This window comes from Saccharopolyspora sp. ASAGF58, assembly GCF_012277335.1.
Classification (GTDB): Bacteria; Actinomycetota; Actinomycetes; order Mycobacteriales; family Pseudonocardiaceae; genus Saccharopolyspora; species Saccharopolyspora hattusasensis.
The window spans coordinates 3,140,770-3,160,969 of the sequence record NZ_CP040605.1 but is presented as its reverse complement, the minus strand read 5'-3'; the positions used below and the strand labels follow the sequence as shown (position 1 = coordinate 3,160,969).

The window sequence follows — 20,200 nt, the reverse complement described above, 5'->3', positions numbered from 1 at the left end:
CGGGGACGGGAGGTGGTCATCGTGATCCCGCAACGATTCCGGAGTTTCGGCCCGCGGGCGCTCCAGGCGTCCGGAGCACTGCTGATCGCCGGGCTGATGGCGGGCTGCGGCGCCCAGAGCGCCCAGAGCGGCCAAGCCATCACGGCACCGGCGCAAAACGTCCGACCGACACCACCGGCCGCCAGTCCGGCAGAACAGCCGGCGCCCCAACCCGGGACCGACGGCAACACCAACACGAACGCCGGCAACGCCAGCAGCACCGGCAGCCGGGCGACGCCCACGACGGCCGAGGCGCGTCACCAACCGAGCAAGGTGGAGCGCTGCCACACCTCGATGCTCACGGGTTCGCTGCAGAACTCCGAGGCCGGGGCAGGCCAGCGCTACGCGCAGCTGGTGCTGCAGAACACCAGCAAGGAGACCTGCACCCTCTACGGCTACGGCGGTATGCAGCTGGTCGACGGGTCCGGCAAGCCGCTGCCGACCACCATGGAGCGGACGCCGAACCCCGGACCGAACCTGATCACGCTCGCGCCAGGCCGGTCGGCCAGCGCCACGCTGCACTGGACGGCGGTCCCGCACGAGGGCGAGCCGACGGACGGCCCGTGCCAGCCGACTCCGGTCGGCGCGCAGGTCATCCCGCCGGACGAGACCGATGCCCTCGCCGTCACCTGGAACTTGGGCCCGGTGTGCGGCTTCGGCGCCATCAACAACAGCGCGTACCACCAGTGACGCCGGTCAGGCCGGTTTCCCGCGGAACCGGCCTCCGCCCCGGTCGCTCCACTGCTGAGCTGCGACGACACCGGCGCGGCGGAAGACCGAACGGCGAATAACCCAGGGGGGCTGGCCCGGCCGTATGAGGTGTGCTGGGGTGGCGGCATGATCGAGCCAACGGATCGAGTGGTCAGCGGACGGCACGGCGAGCTGGCGGTGCGGGAGTGGTCGGGGACCAACCCGGGCTGGATCGCGCTGATCGCGCACGGCTACGGCGAGCACTCTGGCCGGTACCAGTGGGTGGCCGAGCAGCTGGTGGGCGCCCGCGCGCTGGCCTACGCCCCGGACCACGTGGGGCACGGCCGCTCGCCCGGCGATCGGGTCTACTTCGAGGACGCCGAGACGATCGTGGCCGATCTGGAAACCCTGCGCCGGGAGGTCGCCGCCGGGCATCCGGAACTGCCCGTCGTCCTCATCGGACACTCGATAGGCGGGATGCTCGCCGCCCGCTACGCCCAGGAACACCAGGAGCACTTGGCGGCGGTCGTGCTGTCCGCTCCGGTGCTGGGCACCTGGCACGTGCTGGACCTCCTGGAGCACGACGTGATCCCGGACACCCCGATCGACCCGGCGACGCTGTCCCGCGACCCCGATGTCGGTGCGGCCTACGTCACCGACCCGCTGGTCTGGCACGGCCCGTTCAAGCGCGCCACTCTGCAGGCGATCGACGACTGCCTGCTGGCCATCAACGACGGGCCGATGCTGGACAAGCCGACCTTGTGGGTGCACGGCGAGGACGACGAGCTGGTGCCGGAGGCCGACACCCGCACCGGCATCGACCGCATCCGCGGCAGCGAGTTCCACGAGCACATCTACCCGGGCGGCCGCCACGAGCTGCTCAACGAGACCAACAAGGCCGAGGTGATGAACGACATCCTCACCTTCATCGGCCGCGAGCTGAACTCGTAGGGCCCCGCTTTCCGGCTCGTCTTGCGTGGCGGTTGGGGCAGCTCCTGCCGAAAACCGAAGATTGTTAGTAGCGGGCGGAAATAATCACGATCAATACCTGTTCGGGTGAGGCGTGTCGCTTGCGCGGTTGCAGCTCAGGTCCACCGCATGCAGCTTGAGGAGGCCGACGGGGGTCGGCCTCCAGGCGGGGCGGAGCGAGCGAGGTGGCCATGAACGTCGAGCGCGCACAGGACCTGATCGGCACTCCGGTGTTCGACAGCAACGGCGACCGGGTCGGCCGGGTCGGCAACGTCTACGTCGACGACGTCACGCACCAGCCGGAGTGGGTCACCGTCCGGATCGGCATCTTCGGCGTCAAGGAGACCTTCGTGCCGCTTAACGGCGCGACCACCGAGGAGAACCGCCTGGAGCTGGGCGTCTCCAGGGACCGGGTGAAGAACGCCCCGCGCGTCGAGGCCGAGCACGGCCACCTCTCCGACCAGGAGGGCCGCGACCTCTACCACTACTACGGCCTCGGCCAGGGCGAACCGACCGGGCCTGACGAGGGCGAAGCCTGAGCACCGCGCCGGTTCGCGCGACTTCACCCGATCATCCGTTCGACGTTCCGGGCCCGTGCGGGAGAATGCGTCTCGCGATGGCTGAGAACACCGAGCTCGAACTGCTGATCACCGTCGTCGTCGCGGCCGACGACGAGCCGTCTGCACGCGCCGCGTGCCGCGGCCTGGTGCAACGAATCGGCGGCCGGATCGTGGCCTCCGGGGACTGTTCCGACGAGGAGCCCGGCTGCTGGTCGGTCACGATCAGCAGGGGCAGCGCGGAAACCGGGCAGCACGTGGCCGGGCTGTCCCGCGCGGTGCGCAACTTCCTCCGCGCGCTCGGTCCCGACTACGCCCGGCACCGGGTGTCCTGCGAACCGCCGACGGCCTGGGCCGTGGTGGACCACCCGGACCTGGTGGGCGACCTGGTCGGCGGCGGGGAGCGAATGCTGGTCGAGGCGTGGTCCGGCGGGTCGATCCTGTTCGGCAGGTCTGATCTCGCAGATCCGGACGAGCCGCCCGCGCAGGTCTCGCAGGGCATCGGCGACGTGGACGAGCACGGGAACTTGAGGCCGCGGCTGCGCCTGCTGGTGGAAGTGGTCACGGAGCGGCGAGCGGGCGCGGAATGGCCCGCCCGGGCGGTGGCCAGCCGCCTGTCCCGGACGGCCACGATCACCGAGTACGCGATCGATCCGCCGCTGGTGCGGGTCGCGATGGACCTCGGGCCGGCGCTCGGCGACCTGCCGGAGATCGTGCTCGGCGCGATGTCGACGCTCGGCGGTACCGGCTGGTCCCGGCTGCGCGTCGACGAGCACCGCGCCACCACCCGGTGGACGGCCGCCCCGACGCCGCCGTCGGGGGTGGCGTCGATCGAGATCTCGGCGATCGATCCGGAAACGGACAAATAGAAATCCTAAGTGGCCACCGCCGGCCGCGACCGACTCCCTCGACACCCGGCACGGCGCCCACCCACCCGGGGGCATACCGGTCCGGTGATCAATTCCGCTGGTCGTCACGCACCGCGATCAACCCGTGATCACCTGCACCCACCTGCTTGCGCCGTCGGCGACGCCGAACGCTAACTTGTGGACCGGTACAGCGTTGGGCACCACGGAGGTCCTGAGTCCAGATGGCGGGCGTCGAAGAAGTTCGCGCGGGCATTGCCTTGGCAAACCAGAAGATGCAGGAGGCCATCGCCGCCCTGCAACAGGGCAACCTCGCACTGGAAGAGGCGCAAGCCGCACTGGTGGCCGCGACCCAGGGCAGCACCCAGGAAGAGATGCAGCACGCGCACGGCATGCTCGCCGAGGTGATGCAGACGATCAACGGAGTGCAGGGCACGCTCAGCGCCACGATCAACTCCACCGAGGGCTACGCGGGCCGCCTGTAGGCTCCCGGCCGTTCTGCGAGGCGGCGATTTCGCGCGAAATCGCCGCCCCCCACGCGTGCCTTATGGCGATTTCGCGCGAAATCGCCATACTGCGGCCGCAACGACAGAAGATCGACCCGACTCGAAGACAGGCTCGGTGGCCCCGTGTCGACTCTCGACGAACTGATCCAGACCCTGCGCACCGCGGAGGAACGCCTGGAGGACGCGGGTGCCCACCTCGCCACCTGCCGCACCGCGCTGGCCCAGGCACAGCAGGCGCTGGCGAAACTCGACCCGGAGCACCCCGCATCCGCGATCCCTCCGGGCCTTCCCCGCGCAGATGACCAGATCGAGGGAACGCAGGCGGCAATCGAGCGCATCCTCGATACGGTCCGCGACTTCGCCACCCGCCTGTAGTACGCGGCGGCTTTCCGTGTTCGGTGCTCAACTGCGCCGCATTCGGCCTTGTGAATGGGCACCCCAGGGGCCTGCCCGGTTTCTCGTCGAGTGGTATTTTGATCACAGTCTGTAACACGGGTTCCGAGGTGAGGTGTGGGTAAACGCAACGAGCGGCGGAGTCGGATCGAAGCAGCCTTCGAACGCCTGCGCACCAGCATCGCCTCGGCGCTCGGCGCTGCCGAGAAGGAACACGACCGCGTCCTCGCCGAATGCGCGCAGCAGGAGTTCGCGCTGCGCATCGCGCAGGTCGGGGTGGCCGCTGCGGAACGCCGACCGGCGGAGATCGCCGATCCCGCGGACCCGGTGTTCCAGGCCGCGATGCGGGAAGCGCAGCGGATGCGCGCGGAGATCTACGCGGAGTGGACCGAGCGGGGGCCGGAGCAGCTCGGCAGGCTCGCGGCGGAGGCCGCTCCCGGGTCCGCCGGGCTCCCGTGGCCGGAGTGGCTCGGCGAGATCGGCACCCGGGACGCGGCCGCGCCGCCGCCCGAGCTGTGGCGGATCGGCACCGCGACCGTCCCGGATTCGCCCGCCCCGCAACCGTTTCCGGCCGCCATCCCGCTGCTGGACGAGTCGCACCTGCGGATCATCACCGACTACAACCCCGACTCCGCCGAAGCGCTGGTGCAGAACCTGCTGCTGCGGCTGCTCAGCCATTTCCAGCCCGGCCAGGTGCGCATCCACGTCTGGGACGTCGCGCAGCTGACCGGGACCCTGCCGGGGCTGTACCCGCTGGCCCGCGCGGGCCTGCTCACCGCGCACGATCCGACCCGGCTGGACGAGATGCTCGAAGCGCTCTCCGACCACATCCGGCGGATCCACACCGATTCGCTGGTCGGCGGCCACACCTCGCTGCGCTCGCTGGCCGCGGACACCGGGCACCGCTCGGAGCCGTGGCGCATCGCGGTGCTCTTCGGCAACGGCGAGCCGCTGCGCGAGGAGCAGCAGCAACAGTTGCAGCGGATCGCCCGCAACGGCCTGGCCTGCGGCATCCAGTTGATCGTCGTGGACCTCTCGCTGACCGTGAACAGCGCGATCGAATCCATTACGCTGCTCCGCAGCAACCGGGCTCGCACCAGCATGACCGGCCCGGAAGCCGTTGTGCAGCTGGACGAGTCCCCGTCGCGCAACGAGGCCACCAAGGCGTGCTCGATGATCGCGGAGGCGTTCCTCGCCCGGCGGGCCCGGGTGCGGACCTTCGACGACCTGGTGCCCGAGCAGCTCTGGACGCAGCGTTCGACGGCCGGGCTGCACGCGCCGGTCGGCTTCGACGAGGGCGAACCGGTGTCGATCACCCTCGGTGACGGCAGCCCGCACACCCTGATCGGTGGCCCCAGCGGTTCGGGCAAGACGAACTTTCTCTACGGCATGCTCGGCGGGCTCACCGCCCGCTATTCGCCGGACGAGCTGGAGCTGTACCTGCTGGACTTCAAGGAGGGCGTGTCGTTCGCCCAGTTCACCCCCGGCCGCCGGGATCCGAGCTGGCTGCCGCACGCCAAGCTGGTCGGGGTGAACGTCAACACCGACCGCGAGTTCGGGCTGGCGCTGCTGCGCTTCCTGGCCGACGAGATGCGACGGCGCGCGGAGTCCGCCAAGCAGCACGAGGTCACCAAGCTGGAGGAGCTGCGCGCCGTGGACCCGACCGGCCGGTGGCCGCGGATCGTCGCCGTGATCGACGAGTTCCAGTACCTCTTCGCCGAGCGCGACCCGGTGACCGCGCAGGCCGCCTCGCTGCTGGAGGACGTCGCGCGGCGCGGCCGTTCGCAGGGCATCCACCTGGTGCTGGCCAGCCAGGACGTGTCCGGGATCGAGGCGTTCTGGGGCAAGCCGGCGATCTTCGAGCAGTTCATCCTGCGGATCGCGCTGCCCAAGGCCCGGCGGGTGCTGGCCGACCAGAACAACGCGGCGATTGAGCTGCCCCGGTGGCACGCGGTCGTCAACCACGAGTCGGGCGTCAAGTACGGCAACAAGATCGCGCGCATCCCGGACGCGACCGCGAAGAACACCTTCGACGCGCTGCAGCTGGCGCTCTGCAAGAAGCTCGACGACGACGCCCCGCAGCCGAGGTTGTTCGACGGCTCGAACCTGCCGGAACTGTCCACATTGGATGATTACGCGAAGTTGAGCGCACCGGTGGCGGTGCCGAAGGTGCTGCTCGGGCAGATCATCGACGTCAACGGCACGGCCGCCGCGGTGCGGCTCGCGCGATCGCCGGGGCGCAACGTCGCGGTGATCGGCTCGGTGCTCGCGGACGCGATCAGCGTGCTCGGCACGGCGACGCTTTCCCTTGCCCGGCAATACGATCCGGGCACCATCAAGTTCACCATCGCCGCCCTGCTGGACGATGTGGAAGACGATGCCTGCGGCGTCGCCAAAACCCTTCGCAACGACGGCCACGACGTGGAACTGGTCGGTTTGGACGGCATCGAGGCCGCACTGGCGGCCGCGGCCGAGACGATCGACCACCGCTCCGGCGCCGACGTGCCGCACTGCCTGGTGCTCTACGCCGCCGACGCGGCGCACACCACGCTCGAGCGCAAGGACCCGACCACCAGGGTCAGCGGGCTGGATCACCTGCGGAAAATCCTCAAGCAGGGCCCGGAACTGCGGGTGCACGTGATCGGCTGGTGGCGCAGCGCGCAGCGGGTGAAGAACACCCTCGGCATGGGGCCGGTCGACGACATCGGCGCGTGGGTCGCCTTCGACGTGCACGGCCAGGAGCTGGCCGCGTTCGCGGCCGGGCAGATGGTCAACTGGTCGCCGCGGGCGCGGCGCGGCCTGTTCTTCGACCGCGCGGTGCACTCCCGGCCCGAGGTGATCCTGCCCTTCGACCTCGGCGACCAGGCCAAACCAGTGCTGACGGTGCCCGCGCAGCGGGCGGCGGACGAGCCGTGCGAGATCCGGGAGGAAGCTGGTGACTGAGCAGGTTCCGGCCGCGGACCGGTACAAGGAGATCACCGCCCTGGCCACCACCGCCGCGCAGCAGCTGCGCCGGCACGAGCGGGAGCGTGCCGGCGAGCTCGGCGAGGCGGTCGCCGCGGGGCGGCAGCGCCGGGAGGCGGCTGACGAGCAGCGCGAGCAGGTCGTCGAAGACGTGCGCAAGCGATGGAACGCCGCGATGGAGGCGCTGTGGGACGAGCGGTGGATGCAGGTCAAGAGCATGCCTGACCCCGACCCCGCGGCGCGGGCGTCCAACCCGGACGATTCCCGCCGCGAAGTCCAGGCGGCCTACATGGCGCTCCACAGCGCCCTCGAAAAGCCACGCTTCGCCGCGAGCCTCCGCCCCCGCCGCAAGAAGGAGTCCTGATGCAGCTTCTCCTGTGCGGATCGAGCGGAGTGAGTACAGGCACCTCGCTGCCAAGTCGACCGGCAGAAGGCGCCCTTCACGCCTAAGCCGCTAGCCTGAGTTTCCCCCTGACTGATTGCTCGACAGCATTTCCTTGGGGCGCTTAGGTTTCGAGTCGTGCGCGCAGCGCGGTGACGTTGGCGCCGTCGACCAGCAGCAGGAACTGCTCGGCCAGCTCCCGGTGGCGACGGCGGCCCGCCTCCCGCAGCAGGCCGTCCACGTAGTCGGTGACGTCTTCCTTGTGCTCGGCCGCAACACGGTGCACCGCGCTGTCCGGGTCGGCCAAGTCGACCATCGTGTTGATCGAGGCACAGGCGCGGAAATCCGGCCCCGCGAACCGTTTCCGCGAGCGCGTCGAACACCGCCAGCGGGTCGCCGCCGCACGTGGCGACAGCGGATGGAGCGAACGGACGTTCACTTCACCTACCGGGACGGACGGTCCGTTCACCCCACACCCAGCCAGCGAGGACGCACCAATGCGCAAGCGAACCTGGGAACAGCCGCTACAGCGCTGCGCCGTCGGCTCCCGGCGTTGAAGTTCGCGATCAGCGTGCCCGCTCACCGGGGCCGCAGGTCGGTGTGCCGGTAGGCGAGCCCGCGCGGCTCGACGGCGGCGCCCAGGGCCTGGTGGCTGTCAGCGCGCGCGTCGTCATCTCGGCCAGGCCGGTTCGCTGCCGCAACTAGCGCAGCGAACGTGCCGACAGCGGTGCGGCCGACGCACCTGATGGGGCCCAGCTGCCGCGGAGGGTGTGTTCGAGCAGGCCGTTCACCAGTACAGTGTTACACATGACGTCGCAATGTCACAGCACGTCGCAATGTCACAGCACCGCGGCGGGGCCGACCGCGGCAGCGGACCGACCGACCCGCCCGGCGACGAACCGGGTCGGCGACGCCGAACTGCTGCGGGCCGCCCGGGAATGCGTGCTCGCCAACGGCGTCCGGCGCACCACCCTGACCGAGATCGCGCGCCGCGCCGGGGTCAGCCGGATGACGCTGTACCGGCGCTTCCCCGACGTAAACAGCCTCGTCACCGCGCTGATGACGATGGAGTTCGGCGAAATCCTGCAGCTGGCCAGCACCGGGGACGCGACCGGAAGCGGCCGGCAGCGCCTGGTCGCCGCGACGGTCCACGGCGTTCGCCTGCTGCAATCGGCGCCGCTGCCGCAGCGGGTCCTGGAGACCGATGCCGAGCTCCTGCTGCCCTATCTGGTCGAACGGCTCGGCAGCACGCAGCTCGCCGCCGAGGGATTCATCCGCGAATACCTCGTGCGGGGTCACGAGGACGGGTCGATCCGACGCGCCGACCCGGCCGTGCAGGCCCGTGCCCTGCTGTTGCTGGTGCAGTCGTTCGTAGTCTCCGCCGGCCCTGCCACCAGCGGCATCGACCCGACGGCCCTGACCGACGAGCTCACGTACCTCCTCGACGGCGCCCTGGGCCCGCCGCCCGCCGATCCCCGACCGAACCGGTTTTCGACCGTTTCAACTGGAACTGCGGGAAACCGTTGACCGTGCGCAGTTTCAGTTGAAACTGCGGTCCCCGGTACCCCACCGAGCCGCCCGGAGGTCCGATGATCACCACCCCGCTGCCAGCCGGTTCGCTGCGCGCCACCTCGCTGAACGCCGCGCGCCGCACCGCCGACCTGTCCGCAGTGGCTGACGACCAGGTGGACGTGCTGGTGGTCGGCGGCGGCGTCACCGGCGCCGGGGCCGCCCTGGACGCGGCCGCCCGCGGGCTCTCCGTCGCGCTCGTGGAAGCCGAGGACCTCGCCTGGGGAACGTCGCGCTGGTCCAGCAAGCTCGTGCATGGCGGCCTCCGCTACCTCGCCCACGGCGACGTCGCCACGGCCCGCGAAAGCGCCGTCGAGCGCAACGTGCTGATGACGCGCACCGCTCCGCACCTGGTGCGCACGCTGCCGCAGCTCATCCCGCTGCACGGCAGCGTGTCGCGCCGCTCCGAGCTGGTGCTCGCCGCCTGGCTCCACGCCGGCGACGCGCTGCGCCGCACGGCTCGCACCCCGTCGAGCGTGCTCCCGCCTCCCCGGCGGATTCCCGCCGCGGAGGCGCTCGCCCTCGTGCCGGGCGTGCGCGCCGCCGACCTGCGCGGTGGCCTGCTCGCCTTCGACGGTCAGCTCGTCGACGATGCGCGCCTGGTCGTCGCGCTGGCGCGCACCGCGGCCGGTTTCGGCGCGCGCATCCTCACCCACGTTCGCGCGCGCCGGATCGACGGCGGCGGGGCCGACGTGGTGGACCAGCGCACCGGCGAGTCGCTGCGGATCAAGGCCCGCTCGGTGGTCAACGCGGCCGGGGTGTGGGCCGGGGAGCTCTCGCCGGACGTCCAGCTGCGGTCGTCGCGCGGGTCGCACCTGCTGGTCGACGCGGATGCCGCCGGGATCGCCGGGACCTCGCTGGTCGTCCCGATGCCGGGCGAGTCGGGCCGGTTCGTCCTGTTGCTGCCGCAGCCCGACGGCCGCGCCCTGCTCGGGCTGACCGACGAGCCGGTGCCAGGGCCGATCCCGTCCGTGCCCGAGGTACCAGAGTCCGATGTGGACTTTCTCCTCGCGGCGGTGCGCGATGCGCTGGGGCAGCCGTTGGAGCGCGAGCACGTGCTCGGTTCGTTCGCGGGGCTGCGTCCGCTGCTGGAGCAGCCGGGCCACAAGGAGGCGGCCGACCTGTCGCGCAAGCATGCGGTGCTGACCTCGCCGGAGGGCGTGGTGACCGTGGTGGGCGGGAAGCTCACCACCTACCGGAAAATGGGCGCCGACGCCGTCGACGCGGCGGTCCGCGCCGGCGGGCTGTCCGCCGGGCCGTCGCGCACCGCGGTTGTGGCACTGGTCGGCGCCGCGCCGCGCCGCCACCTGACGAACGTCGAAGCGGCCGCACCGCTGGTCGCGAAGTACGGCACCGAGGCCGCGCGCGTCGCGGCGCTGGCCGAGTTCGACCCGGGCCTCGCGGAACCGGTCTCGCCGGGCCTGCGGCTCACGGCCGCCGAGGTGCTGTGGGCGGTCCGCCACGAAGGAGCCCTCGACGCGGCGGATGTCCTCGACCGGCGCAGCCGGATCGGCCTGAACCCCGCGGAACGCGCATCGGCCCTCCCCGTGGTCGAAGAACTCGTCGAACGCGCACTGCCCGGAGTTTCCGACTGAGCGAACGCAGGCCGTGAGTCTTTTGGGCTATAGAGGCTGTTTGGGAAGTGGTCGTCCGGGGTGTGGCAGGGCGGGCTTCTGTCTTTGAAGCGGCGCCAGCCGCTTGGCCCACGCAGCTTGCACCGCCGCGGGTTCTCAGCTCAGAGCCTGTTGGCGAACGGAGTGGGTGGGTGGTCGCTTAGCGGAACCTGAGAGGTTCCCTGGACTGCGGGTGCCCCTCCTTGTCAGCGGACACGGAAAAATCTGGGTGGGTGGACAGTTTGGTCCGGATCGGCGGACATGAGATTTCCGGGTGTGCGGACGTGTGATCTCCGGGAGCCCGGTGATCATGGTGCTGGTCGTGCCGTTCGTCATCGGCGTCTCGATGCTGCCGAGCTCGCCGGACAGCACGTTCGCGGCGGTGCTCTCCCTGGTCCCGGGCTTTTCGCCGACGCTGATGCCGATGCGCATCGCGCTCGGCGTCGCCGCCCCCTGGGAGATCGCGGTGGCCACCGTCCTGAGCATCGCGGCCATCGCCGTCCTGCTCCGCCTCGGCGGCCGGATCTACTCCAACGCGGTGCTGCGCACCGGCTCCCGAGTGAAGGTCCGCGACGCCCTCCGCGCGTCCTGAACCGCAATTTCCATTGAAATCGAACCTCTGATTTCCATTGAAATCGCACTGCGACCGGCAGGTCGAGCCGTTGTCCAGACACGGATCGGCCCCGGGGACCGGCCGAGAGGCCGGTGTCCGGGGCCGCTGGTGGGTCGGTCGCGTCGGCTACCGACTGGATTCAGGTTTCGATTCAGCGCTGGTTGATCGGCTGGTAGGCGCGTTCCGGCGAACCGGTGTACACCTGCCGCGGACGGCTGATCTTGCGGGCCGGGTCCTCCAGCATCTCGCGCCAGTGCGCGATCCAGCCGGGCAGCCGACCGAGCGCGAACAGCACGGTGAAGTACTTCGTCGGGAAACCCATCGCCTTGTAGATCAGGCCGGTGTAGAAGTCGACGTTCGGGTACAGCTTGCGCTCGATGAAGTAGTCGTCGGCGAGCGCCTTCTCCTCGAGCTTCAGGGCGATGTCCAGCAGCGGGTCGTTGGCCCCGAGCTTGCCGAGCACCTCGTCGGCGGTCTTCTTGATGATCGCCGCGCGCGGGTCGTAGTTCTTGTAGACCCGGTGGCCGAAGCCCATCAGCCGGACGCCGGGCTCCTTGTTCTTCACCCGGTTGACGAACGAGTCGACGTCGCCACCGTTGGCCTGGATGCCCTCCAGCATCTCCAGTACCGCGCTGTTCGCGCCGCCGTGCAGCGGGCCGAACAGGGCGTTGATGCCGGCCGAGATGCTGGCGAACAGGTTCGTCTCGGCGGAGCCGACCATCCGGACCGTCGACGTGGAGCAGTTCTGCTCGTGGTCGGCGTGCAGGATGAACAGCAGGTCGAGGGCGCGGGCCAGCACCGGGTCGACCTCGTAGGGCTCGGCGGGGAAACCGAAGGTCATCCGGAGGAAGTTCTCCACCAGGCCCAGCGAGTTGTCCGGGTAAAGGAATGGCTGTCCGACCGACTTCTTGTAGGCGTAGGCCGCGATGGTGGGCAGCTTGGCCAGCAGGCGGACGGTGGACAGCTCCACCTGGTTCTTGTCGAACGGGTTGAGGCTGTCCTGGTAGAAGGTGGACAGCGCGGAGACCGCGGAGGACAGCACCGGCATCGGGTGCGCGTCCCGCGGGAAGCCGTCGAAGAACTGCTTGAGGTCTTCGTGCAGCAGGGTGTGTCGCCGGATCCGCTCGGCGAACTCGTCGTACTGCTGCTGGGTCGGCAGCTCACCGTAGATCAGCAGGTAGCTGACCTCGATGAAGTTCGACTTGGCCGCGAGCTCCTCGATCGGGTAGCCGCGGTAGCGCAGGATGCCTGCGTCACCGTCGATGTAGGTGATGTCGGAGAGGCAGGCCGCCGTATTGACGAAGCCCGGATCCAACGTCACCAAACCGGTCTGAGCCAGCAACTTGCCGAGGTCCACCCCGGGGGCGCCCTCGGTGGGCTGCTTCACCTGCATTTCGTGCTCGCCGGCGTCATAGCGCAGCGCGACGGTACGTTTGGCGGTCACGTCGTCGGGCATTCGGGAACCTCTCGCGCTCGTCGGGGTGCGCTATCAAGACGACCAGCGCTGCCCGGCCAAGCGGCAGGGCTGCGTCGTCGCCTGCGCGCCGGTCGGGGTATCCGAACCGCCGCAGCACCACCCCGTTGGGGTCCTGTCAGTAGTCACGCTAGACCGCAGTGGGGCCCCTGCGCAGCTATCGCGTTTCGGCTTTTTGCAGGTGGGACCACGATCACATCACATCGGGCCCATCGCGGCGGATGATTTTCGTCCCTCTGGAGCCGAGCGGTCCGTTCATTGTGACCAACAAGCCCGTCCGATCGGGCTAACCATATTTGGACCGTTCGGTCTCGCGCGGTTTACCTCACAAGGTGGCTTCGCGCACGTCGTAGCCGGTTTCGGTCAATCAGGACAGCTCGGCTGCCCACGGCGGTTCGGCACCAGGCCGGGACACGGTGACCGCAGCCGCGGCCGCGGCGAACCGCAGCGCCCGTTCCCACTGCGCCCGGTCGAGCGCCCGTACGGCGTCCGCCGACAGGGCGTCGTTGCGGTGCAGCCAGGCCAGCAGGGCGGCCTGCACGGTGTCGCCCGCGCCGATGGTGTCGACGACCTCGGCGCGCACGCTCGGCACCGTCACCTCACCCTCGCCGGTCACCGCCGTCAGCCCGTCGGCTCCCCTGGTCAGCACCACTGCGGCCGGACCCTGCTGCCGCCATTCGCGGGCCGCCGCGAGCACGTCCTGGCCGCCCGCCAGCCATCCGGCGTCGTCGTCCGAGACCTTCAGCAGCCCCACCGACGGCAACCAGGAGGCGAACCGCGCGCGGTAGGCGTCGGGGTCGGCAATCAGGTCGGCGCGGATGTTCGGGTCCAACGCGATGAACCGGCCGCGCGCGGCCTCCCGGAACAGCACCTCCTCGTACACCGAGGCGCCGGGTTCGAGCACCATGCCGAGAGTACCCAGGCAGACCGTGGTGGTCCGCTCCGGCAGCGGCCGGGCGGCGACGAAGCGCGCGGCGGTGCCTTCGGTGTGGAAGCTGTAGCGGGCCGAACCGTTCTCGGCCAGCCCGACCACGGCCAGCGTCGTCGGCTCCGGGCCGCGCTCCACCAGCTCGACGTCCACATTGGAGAGACGCAGCCGCTCGAAGAGCTTGTCCCCGAACTGGTCGGTGGACAACCGGGCGAAGAACCCGGACGGAATCCCCAGCCGCCCCAACGCGATCGCGACGTTGTACGGGCCACCGCCGAGCCGGGGGTGCAGCGGTCCGAGCTCGCCGTCCGCGGTGGACGGATCCGGGACGAGGTCGACGAGCGCCTCACCGCCGATGACGATCACATTTCCTCCACTGTGTACTAGACCTCCGGGCCGGCGGTCAGCCCGCCGAGCAGGAACTGCGACAGCGCGGCGAAGGCCGCCGCGTCCGACAGGCCGGTGCGCTCGCCGATCTCCCCGCGCTGGATGCCGACGATGGTGCGGCCGACCATCTCACCGACGAACCCTGCGTGTACCTCCCGGAACACGCCCTGGCGCACACCCTCGCGGATGAAGCCGCGGATCCGGTCGGCGGCCGCGTGCGCGTTGGCCTCGTAGGTCGCGCGGGTCGCGATGTTGGCGGCCATGTCGTCGATGAACTCGCGGGACGCTGGCCGCAGTGCCTCGGCCGCCGCCTCCAGGTACAGCCGCACCTCATCCCGCACGTCGTCGCTGGCCGCGACCCGCTGCTCGACCTGCCGCGTGGCGCCCTTGAAATAGTGCGCGACGACGCGGACCGCGAGCTGCTCCTTGCTGCCCGCCAGGGTGTACAGCGTCGACTTGGAGCAGTGCAGCCGGCCGGCGAGGTCGTCCAGCGTGAAGTGCGCGAACCCCTCCGCGAGGAAAAGGTCGCGCAGCCGATCCAGCAGCTCGGCCCGCCGCGCGTTCACCGGCCGACGACGGCCTTCGGAGGTGGTCATCGGTGGAAGCCTGCCACAGCTCTCGCGAACAGTAGCTCGAAGTTTCCGCTCCGAACTTTCACAGTACTCATGAACGCCCTACAGTACTGGCAATAGTACTGGCAACAGTACTGGCAACAGTACTACCGACAGCTGTCACAATGGCCTCAGGAGCGCGAACCGCCATGCCCGTTCAACGCCTGCTTCCCACTTCCGAAGCCACCGACCTGCTAGCGCTGACCCGCGAAATCGCCCGCGCCGAGCTCGCCCCGCGGGCCGTCGGCGATGAAGCCGCGGAGAAGTTCCCGCGCGACGCCTTCCGCCTGCTCGGCGAGTCCGGCTTCCTCGGCCTGCCGTACTCCGAGGAGCACGGCGGCGGCGGCCAGCCGTACGAGGTGTACCTGCAGGTCCTCGAGGAGCTCAGCAGCGCCTGGATGACCGTCGGCGTCGGGCTCTCGGTGCACACCATGAGCTGCTACCCGCTGGCGAACTTCGGCAGCGCGGAGCAGCAGTCCCGGTGGCTGCCGGGGATGATCGGCGGCGAACTGCTCGGCGCGTACGCGCTGTCCGAGCCGCACGCCGGCTCCGACGCGGCGGCGCTGAACACCCGGGCCGTGCGCCAGGACGACTCGTACGCCGTCAACGGGGCCAAGGCCTGGATCACCCACGGCGGGATCGCGGACTTCTACACGCTCATGGCCCGGACCTCGGACGACGGGCCACTCGGCATCAGCTGCCTGCTCGTCGACGCCGCCACGCCGGGGCTTTCCGCGGGCCCACCCGAGCACAAGATGGGGCTCACCGGCTCGCCGACCACGCCGCTCTACTTCGAGGACGCGCGGGTGCCCGCCGAGCGGCTCGTCGGATCCGAAGGTCAGGGGCTGAAGATCGCGCTGTCGGCGCTGGACTCCGGTCGGCTCGGCATTGCAGCGTGCGCGGTCGGGTTGGCGCAGGCGGCGCTGGACCTCGCGGTTGACTACGCCAAGCAGCGGCAGCAGTTCGGGCGGCCGATCATCGAATTCCAGGGGTTGGAGTTCCTGCTCGCGGACATGGCCGCGGCCGTGCACTCGGCGCGAGCAACGTACCTCGACGGCGCGCGGCGCCGGGACGCCGGGCTGCCGTTCGGGCAGCAGGCGTCGGTGGCGAAGCTCGTCGCGACGGACGCGGCGATGAAGGTGACCACCGACGCGGTTCAGGTGCTCGGCGGCGCGGGCTACACCCGGGATTTCCCGGCGGAGCGCTACATGCGCGAAGCGAAAGTCCTGCAGATCTTCGAAGGCACCAACCAGATCCAACGCATGCTGATCGCCCGCCACCTCGCGAAGCCCTGACCTCTCGTCCGCAATTTCAATGGAAATTGCGGAAGTTATCCACAACCTCCGGTGTGTCGGAGGTGTGTCGGGCACCCGACACACCGGAGGTCCGCAATTTCCATTGAAATCGAAGGTCCGATTTCCATTGAAATTGCGGACAGGGGAACCGGGATTCCGCGTTGCGGAAAGGGGTTGGTGTCAGGTTGCGGAAGGGGTCGGTGTCAGAACGGGTTGAGGCCCCAGTGGCCGATCCAGTTCTCGCCGGGTTGCAGGACCAAGAGGTCTTCGCCGGAGTTGAACGCGTTCGGGGGGCAGGTCATCGGCTCTATCGCGATCGCCCTGCCCCGGCCCGGGAAGTCGTCCGCCGTGTAGACCTGCACCCACTTGAACACCGGGTCGGCCCAGAGTTGGACGCCGTGCCCGCTCGGATCGGTGAGCGTGTGCCGCACGAACTCGTCGCCCGGCGCCGGGGTCGCGCCGCCGAAAGCCGTGTCGAGCAGCACACCAGCCAGCCTGCGCCCGGTGCGGAAGTCCATCTCGTCGCCCTGCAGGGCACGCGGCGGTCGCGCCGGGAGCAGCCGCTGCGCGTCCACCGGCAGCACCGTCGACGCCGCCAGCCGGAGCGTGCAGTCGTCGGTTTCGGCGTTGCCGGCGCGCGGGTAGGGATGCACGCCGACCCCGAACGGAACCGCCCGCGAGCCCAGGTTCTCCACGGTGTGCGTCACCGTCAGGCCGTCCGCGTCCAGGGCGTACCCGATGGACGTCAGCAGCGGCACCGGCCAACCCGGCTGCGCGGGCACCATCGCGTGCAGGACCACCGTCGACTCGGCATGCTCGACGAGGGTCCACGCGGTGTGCCGCAACAGGCCGTGGATCGCGTTGTGCCGCGCGGGCTCGGTCAGCGCCAACTGCTGCGGCTCGCCGTCGAACCGCCAGCGCCCGTCGGCGACCCGGTTCGGCCACGGCACCATAACTCCGCCGGCACCGGCTGGCGGCAACCGGTCCGCGTCATAGGTCTCCGCGTACGGCACGCCGTCGACCTCGAAGACCCGAAGCGCCGCACCGACTTCTGTGATCACGGCGCGCGAAGCTCCGGACGCGATCTCGAACTGCCGTCCGGTAGCGGGAACAGGATCATTCACCTGCCAACTGTACGGCCGGTGCGGCGATCGGGTCACCGCGAACGGTGACCCGATCGGGACTCACTTGTTCAACGCCTCGGCATCGAACTTCGTCTGGCCCTTGATGAAGTAGTTGATCAGCCAGAAGATCACGCCGATCCCCAGCAGCGCCCCTGCGATGTAGTACTCGGTCGCCGGACGGCCCGACAGCGGACTGGCGAAGAACGCGCAGAGGATCGCGCCCAGCACCGGGACCCAGGTGGGCGCCTTGAAGTGCTGGTGCTCCACCTTGTCCTTGCGCAGCACCAGAACCGCCACGTTGACCACCGTGAACACCGCCAGCAACAGCAGTGACGTGGTGCTGCCCAGCGAACCGATGTCCAGGAGGCTCACCAGGATCAACGCGATGATGCTGGTGAACAGGATCGACACCCACGGGGTCCGCCGGGCCCGGTGCACCTTGCCGAACACCGCCGGGACGATGCCCTCGTTCGCCATGCCGTAGACCAGGCGGCTGGCCATCAGCATGTTGATCAGCGCGCTGTTCGTCACCGCGAACAGCGCGATGATGGAGAAGACGACCGGCGGGAACCACGGCGCCGCGGCCTGCACCACGAGCAGCAACGGCCCGCTCGACCCGGCCAACTCGTCGGTGGGCACCAGCGTGGAGGTGATCAGCGCGATCACTAGGTAGATCGACGCCGTGATGGTCAGACCGAGCAGCAGGGCGCGCGGGAAGTTCTTGGTGGGGTTGCGGGTCTCCTCGGCCATGTTCACCGAGTCCTCGAAGCCCACCATCGCGAAGAACGCCAGCGCGGTAGCCGACGTGATCGCCAGCAGCGGAGTGGTCTCGGTGTTGAGCTGGCCCAACCGGCTCGGGTCCGGAACCAGGTCCGGGTTGCTGTTGCCGACGAAGATCGCCCACAGGCCGCACCCGATCACGATCAGCAGGCCGGTGAGCTCGATGCAGGTCAGCACCACGTTCATCTTCACCGACTCGCCGACGCCGCGGAAGTTGACCGCCGCCAGCAGCAGCACGAAGCCCAACGCCACCAGCAAGGACGGCACGCCCTCGCCGAAGATCGCGTCCAGGTAATCACCGCTGAACGCTTGTGCGGCCGACGAGGCGGACGTGATGCCCGAGCACATCACCGCGAACGCGATGAGGAACGTCAGGAAGTGGATGCCGAACGCCTTGTGGACGTAGAGCGGCGCGCCGCCCGCCTTCGGGTACTTGCCGACCAGTTCCAGGTAGCTGAACGCGGTCAGGAAGGCGACCACGAACGAGACCAGGAACGGGATCCACAGCGCCCCGCCGACCAGGCCGGCGACCTTGCCGGTCAGGGAGTAGATCGTGGTGCCGAGGATGTCTCCGACCACGAAGAAGAGCAACAGTTTCGGGCCCATCACCTTCTTGAGGCCAGGCTCCTGCGCACCGCCGGGCGCAGCGTCGTTCACGGTCTGTTCGTTGGCCATAGCAGAGAAGTGTGCAGGGTGGTTCGTCCGGTTGTCTGCCCACCCCTGGTCGAACCGCGCTGCTGCGGCCGGATCAAACGGGGCAAGATGCCGATTCCGGCGCCGTCATGCCTGCCCGGCGGCCGGGGCTCGGTAGCGCCAGAACGCGGGCAGCAGGACGGCCGCGACCACCGCGCCGACGACGACCAGGGCCCCGCCCGCGATGATGGCGGTCGAGGTGCCGACCGCCGCGCCCGCCAAGCCGTGCACCGTGTCGGCCAGCCGCGGCCCACCGGCGACGACGACGGTGAACACGCCCTGGATGCGGCCGCGCATCTCGTCCGTGGCTGCCGCCTGCATGATCGAACTCCGGTAGACCATGCTCACCAGGTCCGCCCCGCCGCCCAGGGCCAGGAACAGCACCGCCAGCCACAGCGAGTCGGCCCAGCCGAACCCGATCACCGCGATGCCCCACGCGACGACGCTGGCGGTGACGCCGACGCCGTGCCGCGTGATCCGGTGCAGCCAGCCGGAGAACATCCCGAACGCGAACGCGCCCAGCGGGATCGCCGCGAATAGCCAGCCCAGCGCCGCGCCGCCGCCAGGCGGATCGCCGAAGGTGCGCTCCGCCATCTCCGGGAACAGCGCGCGCGGCATGCCGAACACCATCGCGATGATGTCCATCAGGAACGACGCCAGCAGCACGGAATGCATTGCCAGGTAGCGGAATCCATCCAGCACCGCGCGCAGCCCGGCGCGCTTCGGGGCGCCTTCCTGCGGCGGCAGCGGCGGCAACCGGAACACCACCCACAGCGCCGCGCACAACGCCACCGCGTCGACCAGGTACAGCACCGAAAGCCCCAGCATCGGCAGCAACATGCCGGCCAGCAGCGGCCCGATGATCGAACCGAACTGGAAAACGGTGGCGCCGAGCGCCTGCGCCGACGGCAGCAGGTGCACCGGGATCAGCCGGGCGATCGCGGCGCCGCGAGTCGGCATGTTCACGGCGAAGAAAGTCTGCTGCGCGGCGAAGAGCACCAGCACGAGCCAGACCGACCGGACGTCCGCCGCGGCCACCAACCACAGCAGCACGGCGCTGCCTGCCAGGCCGCCGTTGGTGATCAGCAGCAGCTTGCGGCGGTCGACGGTGTCCGCGATCGCGCCGCCCCACAGGCCGAACACCAGCAGCGGCACCAAGCCGAAGATCCCGGCTAGGCCGACGTAGGCGGAGGAGCCGGTGATGTCGTAGAGCTGCTTGGGCACCGCGACCGCGGAGAACTGCGCGCCGACGGCGGTGACGATGTTGGACACCCACAGGCGGCGGTACGCCGGGTACCGCAGCGGCCTGGTGTCGAGGAAGACCTTGCTCAGCAGGGACCTGATGGATCGACGGGACTTGGTCGGGGCTCCGCTGCTGGGTTGCACAGATGCAAAATCCTAGTGATTAGACCGGCTAACGGCATGCCATTTCCGGGCCCGTGTGACCGATGTCTAACGGGTTTCCGCCGAACCGGACAAAACCCGCCCAAAACTGGCCGGGACCAACACGGCCTCGACCACTTGCGAAAACACCGGCCTAGCCGATGCAGGGCGCGATTTCCCGAGAAATCACGCCAGCCCCTCGCCTGGCCGCCACCCCCGAGGTGACGCTTCGCGCCGCTGTCTTTTAGACCCGGGTGGTGCGCATTTCCTCGCGAGAATTGCGCACCGCCCGGGTGACCAGCTCCGGGGGCCCAGCTCCGGGGTCCAGCTCAGGGGTCCAGCTCAGGGGGCCCCAGCTCAGGGT

The 20,200-nt window shown here is 69.8% G+C and carries 19 protein-coding genes; 12 read left to right on the top strand and 7 right to left on the bottom strand.

Translation table 11 applies throughout. The features are described 5' to 3' along the window. Positions 1-21: 21 nt before the first annotated feature. The 8 genes from FDZ84_RS14965 to FDZ84_RS14930 all read left to right on the top strand — a co-directional run bounded on the left by FDZ84_RS14965 (position 22) and on the right by FDZ84_RS14930 (position 7,348). Positions 22-729: a DUF4232 domain-containing protein gene (locus tag FDZ84_RS14965; protein ID WP_246869023.1), complete on the top strand. Its 708-nt coding sequence runs from the start codon at positions 22-24 to the stop codon at positions 727-729. A gap of 147 nt (positions 730-876) precedes the next feature. Beyond that, the gene (locus FDZ84_RS14960) at positions 877-1,680 is read left to right on the top strand and encodes an alpha/beta hydrolase (RefSeq protein WP_168586407.1); all 804 of its coding nucleotides are present in this window, start codon (positions 877-879) and stop codon (positions 1,678-1,680) included. A 209-nt stretch (positions 1,681-1,889) separates the two neighbouring features. Continuing rightward, entirely contained in the window at positions 1,890-2,237 is a 348-nt protein-coding gene (locus FDZ84_RS14955) for a PRC-barrel domain-containing protein (protein ID WP_168586406.1), read from the top strand. A gap of 77 nt (positions 2,238-2,314) precedes the next feature. Next, positions 2,315-3,124, top strand: coding sequence for a hypothetical protein (locus FDZ84_RS14950; RefSeq protein ID WP_168586405.1), 810 nt, complete (start codon positions 2,315-2,317; stop codon positions 3,122-3,124). Between the two features lie 221 nt (positions 3,125-3,345). Further along, positions 3,346-3,606 carry a hypothetical protein gene (locus FDZ84_RS14945; RefSeq protein ID WP_168586404.1) on the top strand — a complete coding sequence of 87 codons (261 nt, stop codon included), beginning with the start codon at positions 3,346-3,348 and terminating at the stop codon, positions 3,604-3,606. A 144-nt stretch (positions 3,607-3,750) separates the two neighbouring features. Further along, positions 3,751-4,002, top strand: a complete 252-nt coding sequence (locus tag FDZ84_RS14940; protein WP_168586403.1) for a hypothetical protein — start codon at positions 3,751-3,753, stop codon at positions 4,000-4,002. Positions 4,003-4,137: 135 nt separating this feature from the next. Further along, positions 4,138-6,963, top strand: coding sequence for an FtsK/SpoIIIE domain-containing protein (locus FDZ84_RS14935; protein WP_168586402.1), 2,826 nt, complete (start codon positions 4,138-4,140; stop codon positions 6,961-6,963). After that, a complete protein-coding gene (locus FDZ84_RS14930; RefSeq protein WP_168586401.1) occupies positions 6,956-7,348 on the top strand; it encodes a hypothetical protein in 393 nt (130 codons plus the stop codon). The genes FDZ84_RS14935 and FDZ84_RS14930 overlap by 8 nt, the downstream gene beginning before the upstream one ends. Before the next feature lie 142 nt (positions 7,349-7,490). Here FDZ84_RS14930 and FDZ84_RS14925 read toward each other — a convergent pair whose 3' ends face one another. Further along, positions 7,491-7,682 carry a hypothetical protein gene (locus tag FDZ84_RS14925; protein WP_168586400.1) on the bottom strand — a complete coding sequence of 64 codons (192 nt, stop codon included), beginning with the start codon at positions 7,680-7,682 and terminating at the stop codon, positions 7,491-7,493. Positions 7,683-8,173: 491 nt separating this feature from the next. On the opposite strand from FDZ84_RS14925, the gene FDZ84_RS14920 reads away from it, so the two are divergent. The 3 genes from FDZ84_RS14920 (at position 8,174) to FDZ84_RS14910 (ending at position 11,140) form a co-directional block, all read left to right on the top strand. Further along, positions 8,174-8,893, top strand: a complete 720-nt coding sequence (locus FDZ84_RS14920; RefSeq protein WP_168586399.1) for a TetR/AcrR family transcriptional regulator — start codon at positions 8,174-8,176, stop codon at positions 8,891-8,893. A gap of 62 nt (positions 8,894-8,955) precedes the next feature. Continuing rightward, positions 8,956-10,530, top strand: a complete 1,575-nt coding sequence (locus FDZ84_RS14915; RefSeq protein WP_168586398.1) for a glycerol-3-phosphate dehydrogenase/oxidase — start codon at positions 8,956-8,958, stop codon at positions 10,528-10,530. A gap of 292 nt (positions 10,531-10,822) precedes the next feature. Further along, positions 10,823-11,140, top strand: coding sequence for an ABC transporter permease (locus FDZ84_RS14910; protein WP_246869022.1), 318 nt, complete (start codon positions 10,823-10,825; stop codon positions 11,138-11,140). 172 nt (positions 11,141-11,312) lie between these two features. Here the strand turns inward: FDZ84_RS14910 and FDZ84_RS14905 are convergent, their stop codons facing one another. The 3 genes from FDZ84_RS14905 to FDZ84_RS14895 all read right to left on the bottom strand — a co-directional run bounded on the left by FDZ84_RS14905 (position 11,313) and on the right by FDZ84_RS14895 (position 14,546). Further along, positions 11,313-12,617, bottom strand: a complete 1,305-nt coding sequence (locus FDZ84_RS14905) for a citrate synthase (protein WP_168586397.1) — start codon at positions 12,615-12,617, stop codon at positions 11,313-11,315. Between the two features lie 385 nt (positions 12,618-13,002). Further along, positions 13,003-13,929 (bottom strand): carbohydrate kinase, encoded by a 927-nt coding sequence (locus FDZ84_RS14900; RefSeq protein ID WP_168586396.1) that lies wholly within the window; start codon positions 13,927-13,929, stop codon positions 13,003-13,005. A gap of 17 nt (positions 13,930-13,946) precedes the next feature. Next, a complete protein-coding gene (locus FDZ84_RS14895) occupies positions 13,947-14,546 on the bottom strand; it encodes a TetR/AcrR family transcriptional regulator (RefSeq protein WP_168586395.1) in 600 nt (199 codons plus the stop codon). A gap of 164 nt (positions 14,547-14,710) precedes the next feature. On the opposite strand from FDZ84_RS14895, the gene FDZ84_RS14890 reads away from it, so the two are divergent. After that, positions 14,711-15,856 carry an acyl-CoA dehydrogenase family protein gene (locus FDZ84_RS14890; protein ID WP_168586394.1) on the top strand — a complete coding sequence of 382 codons (1,146 nt, stop codon included), beginning with the start codon at positions 14,711-14,713 and terminating at the stop codon, positions 15,854-15,856. A gap of 203 nt (positions 15,857-16,059) precedes the next feature. On the opposite strand, the gene FDZ84_RS14885 is transcribed toward FDZ84_RS14890, so the two are convergent. The 3 genes from FDZ84_RS14885 to FDZ84_RS14875 form a co-directional block, all read right to left on the bottom strand. Then, positions 16,060-16,980 carry an aldose 1-epimerase family protein gene (locus FDZ84_RS14885; protein ID WP_168586393.1) on the bottom strand — a complete coding sequence of 307 codons (921 nt, stop codon included), beginning with the start codon at positions 16,978-16,980 and terminating at the stop codon, positions 16,060-16,062. 60 nt (positions 16,981-17,040) lie between these two features. After that, positions 17,041-18,435, bottom strand: a complete 1,395-nt coding sequence (locus tag FDZ84_RS14880; protein WP_168586392.1) for an APC family permease — start codon at positions 18,433-18,435, stop codon at positions 17,041-17,043. A gap of 105 nt (positions 18,436-18,540) precedes the next feature. Next, positions 18,541-19,839 carry an MFS transporter gene (locus tag FDZ84_RS14875; protein WP_168586391.1) on the bottom strand — a complete coding sequence of 433 codons (1,299 nt, stop codon included), beginning with the start codon at positions 19,837-19,839 and terminating at the stop codon, positions 18,541-18,543. Positions 19,840-20,200: the final 361 nt, after the last annotated feature.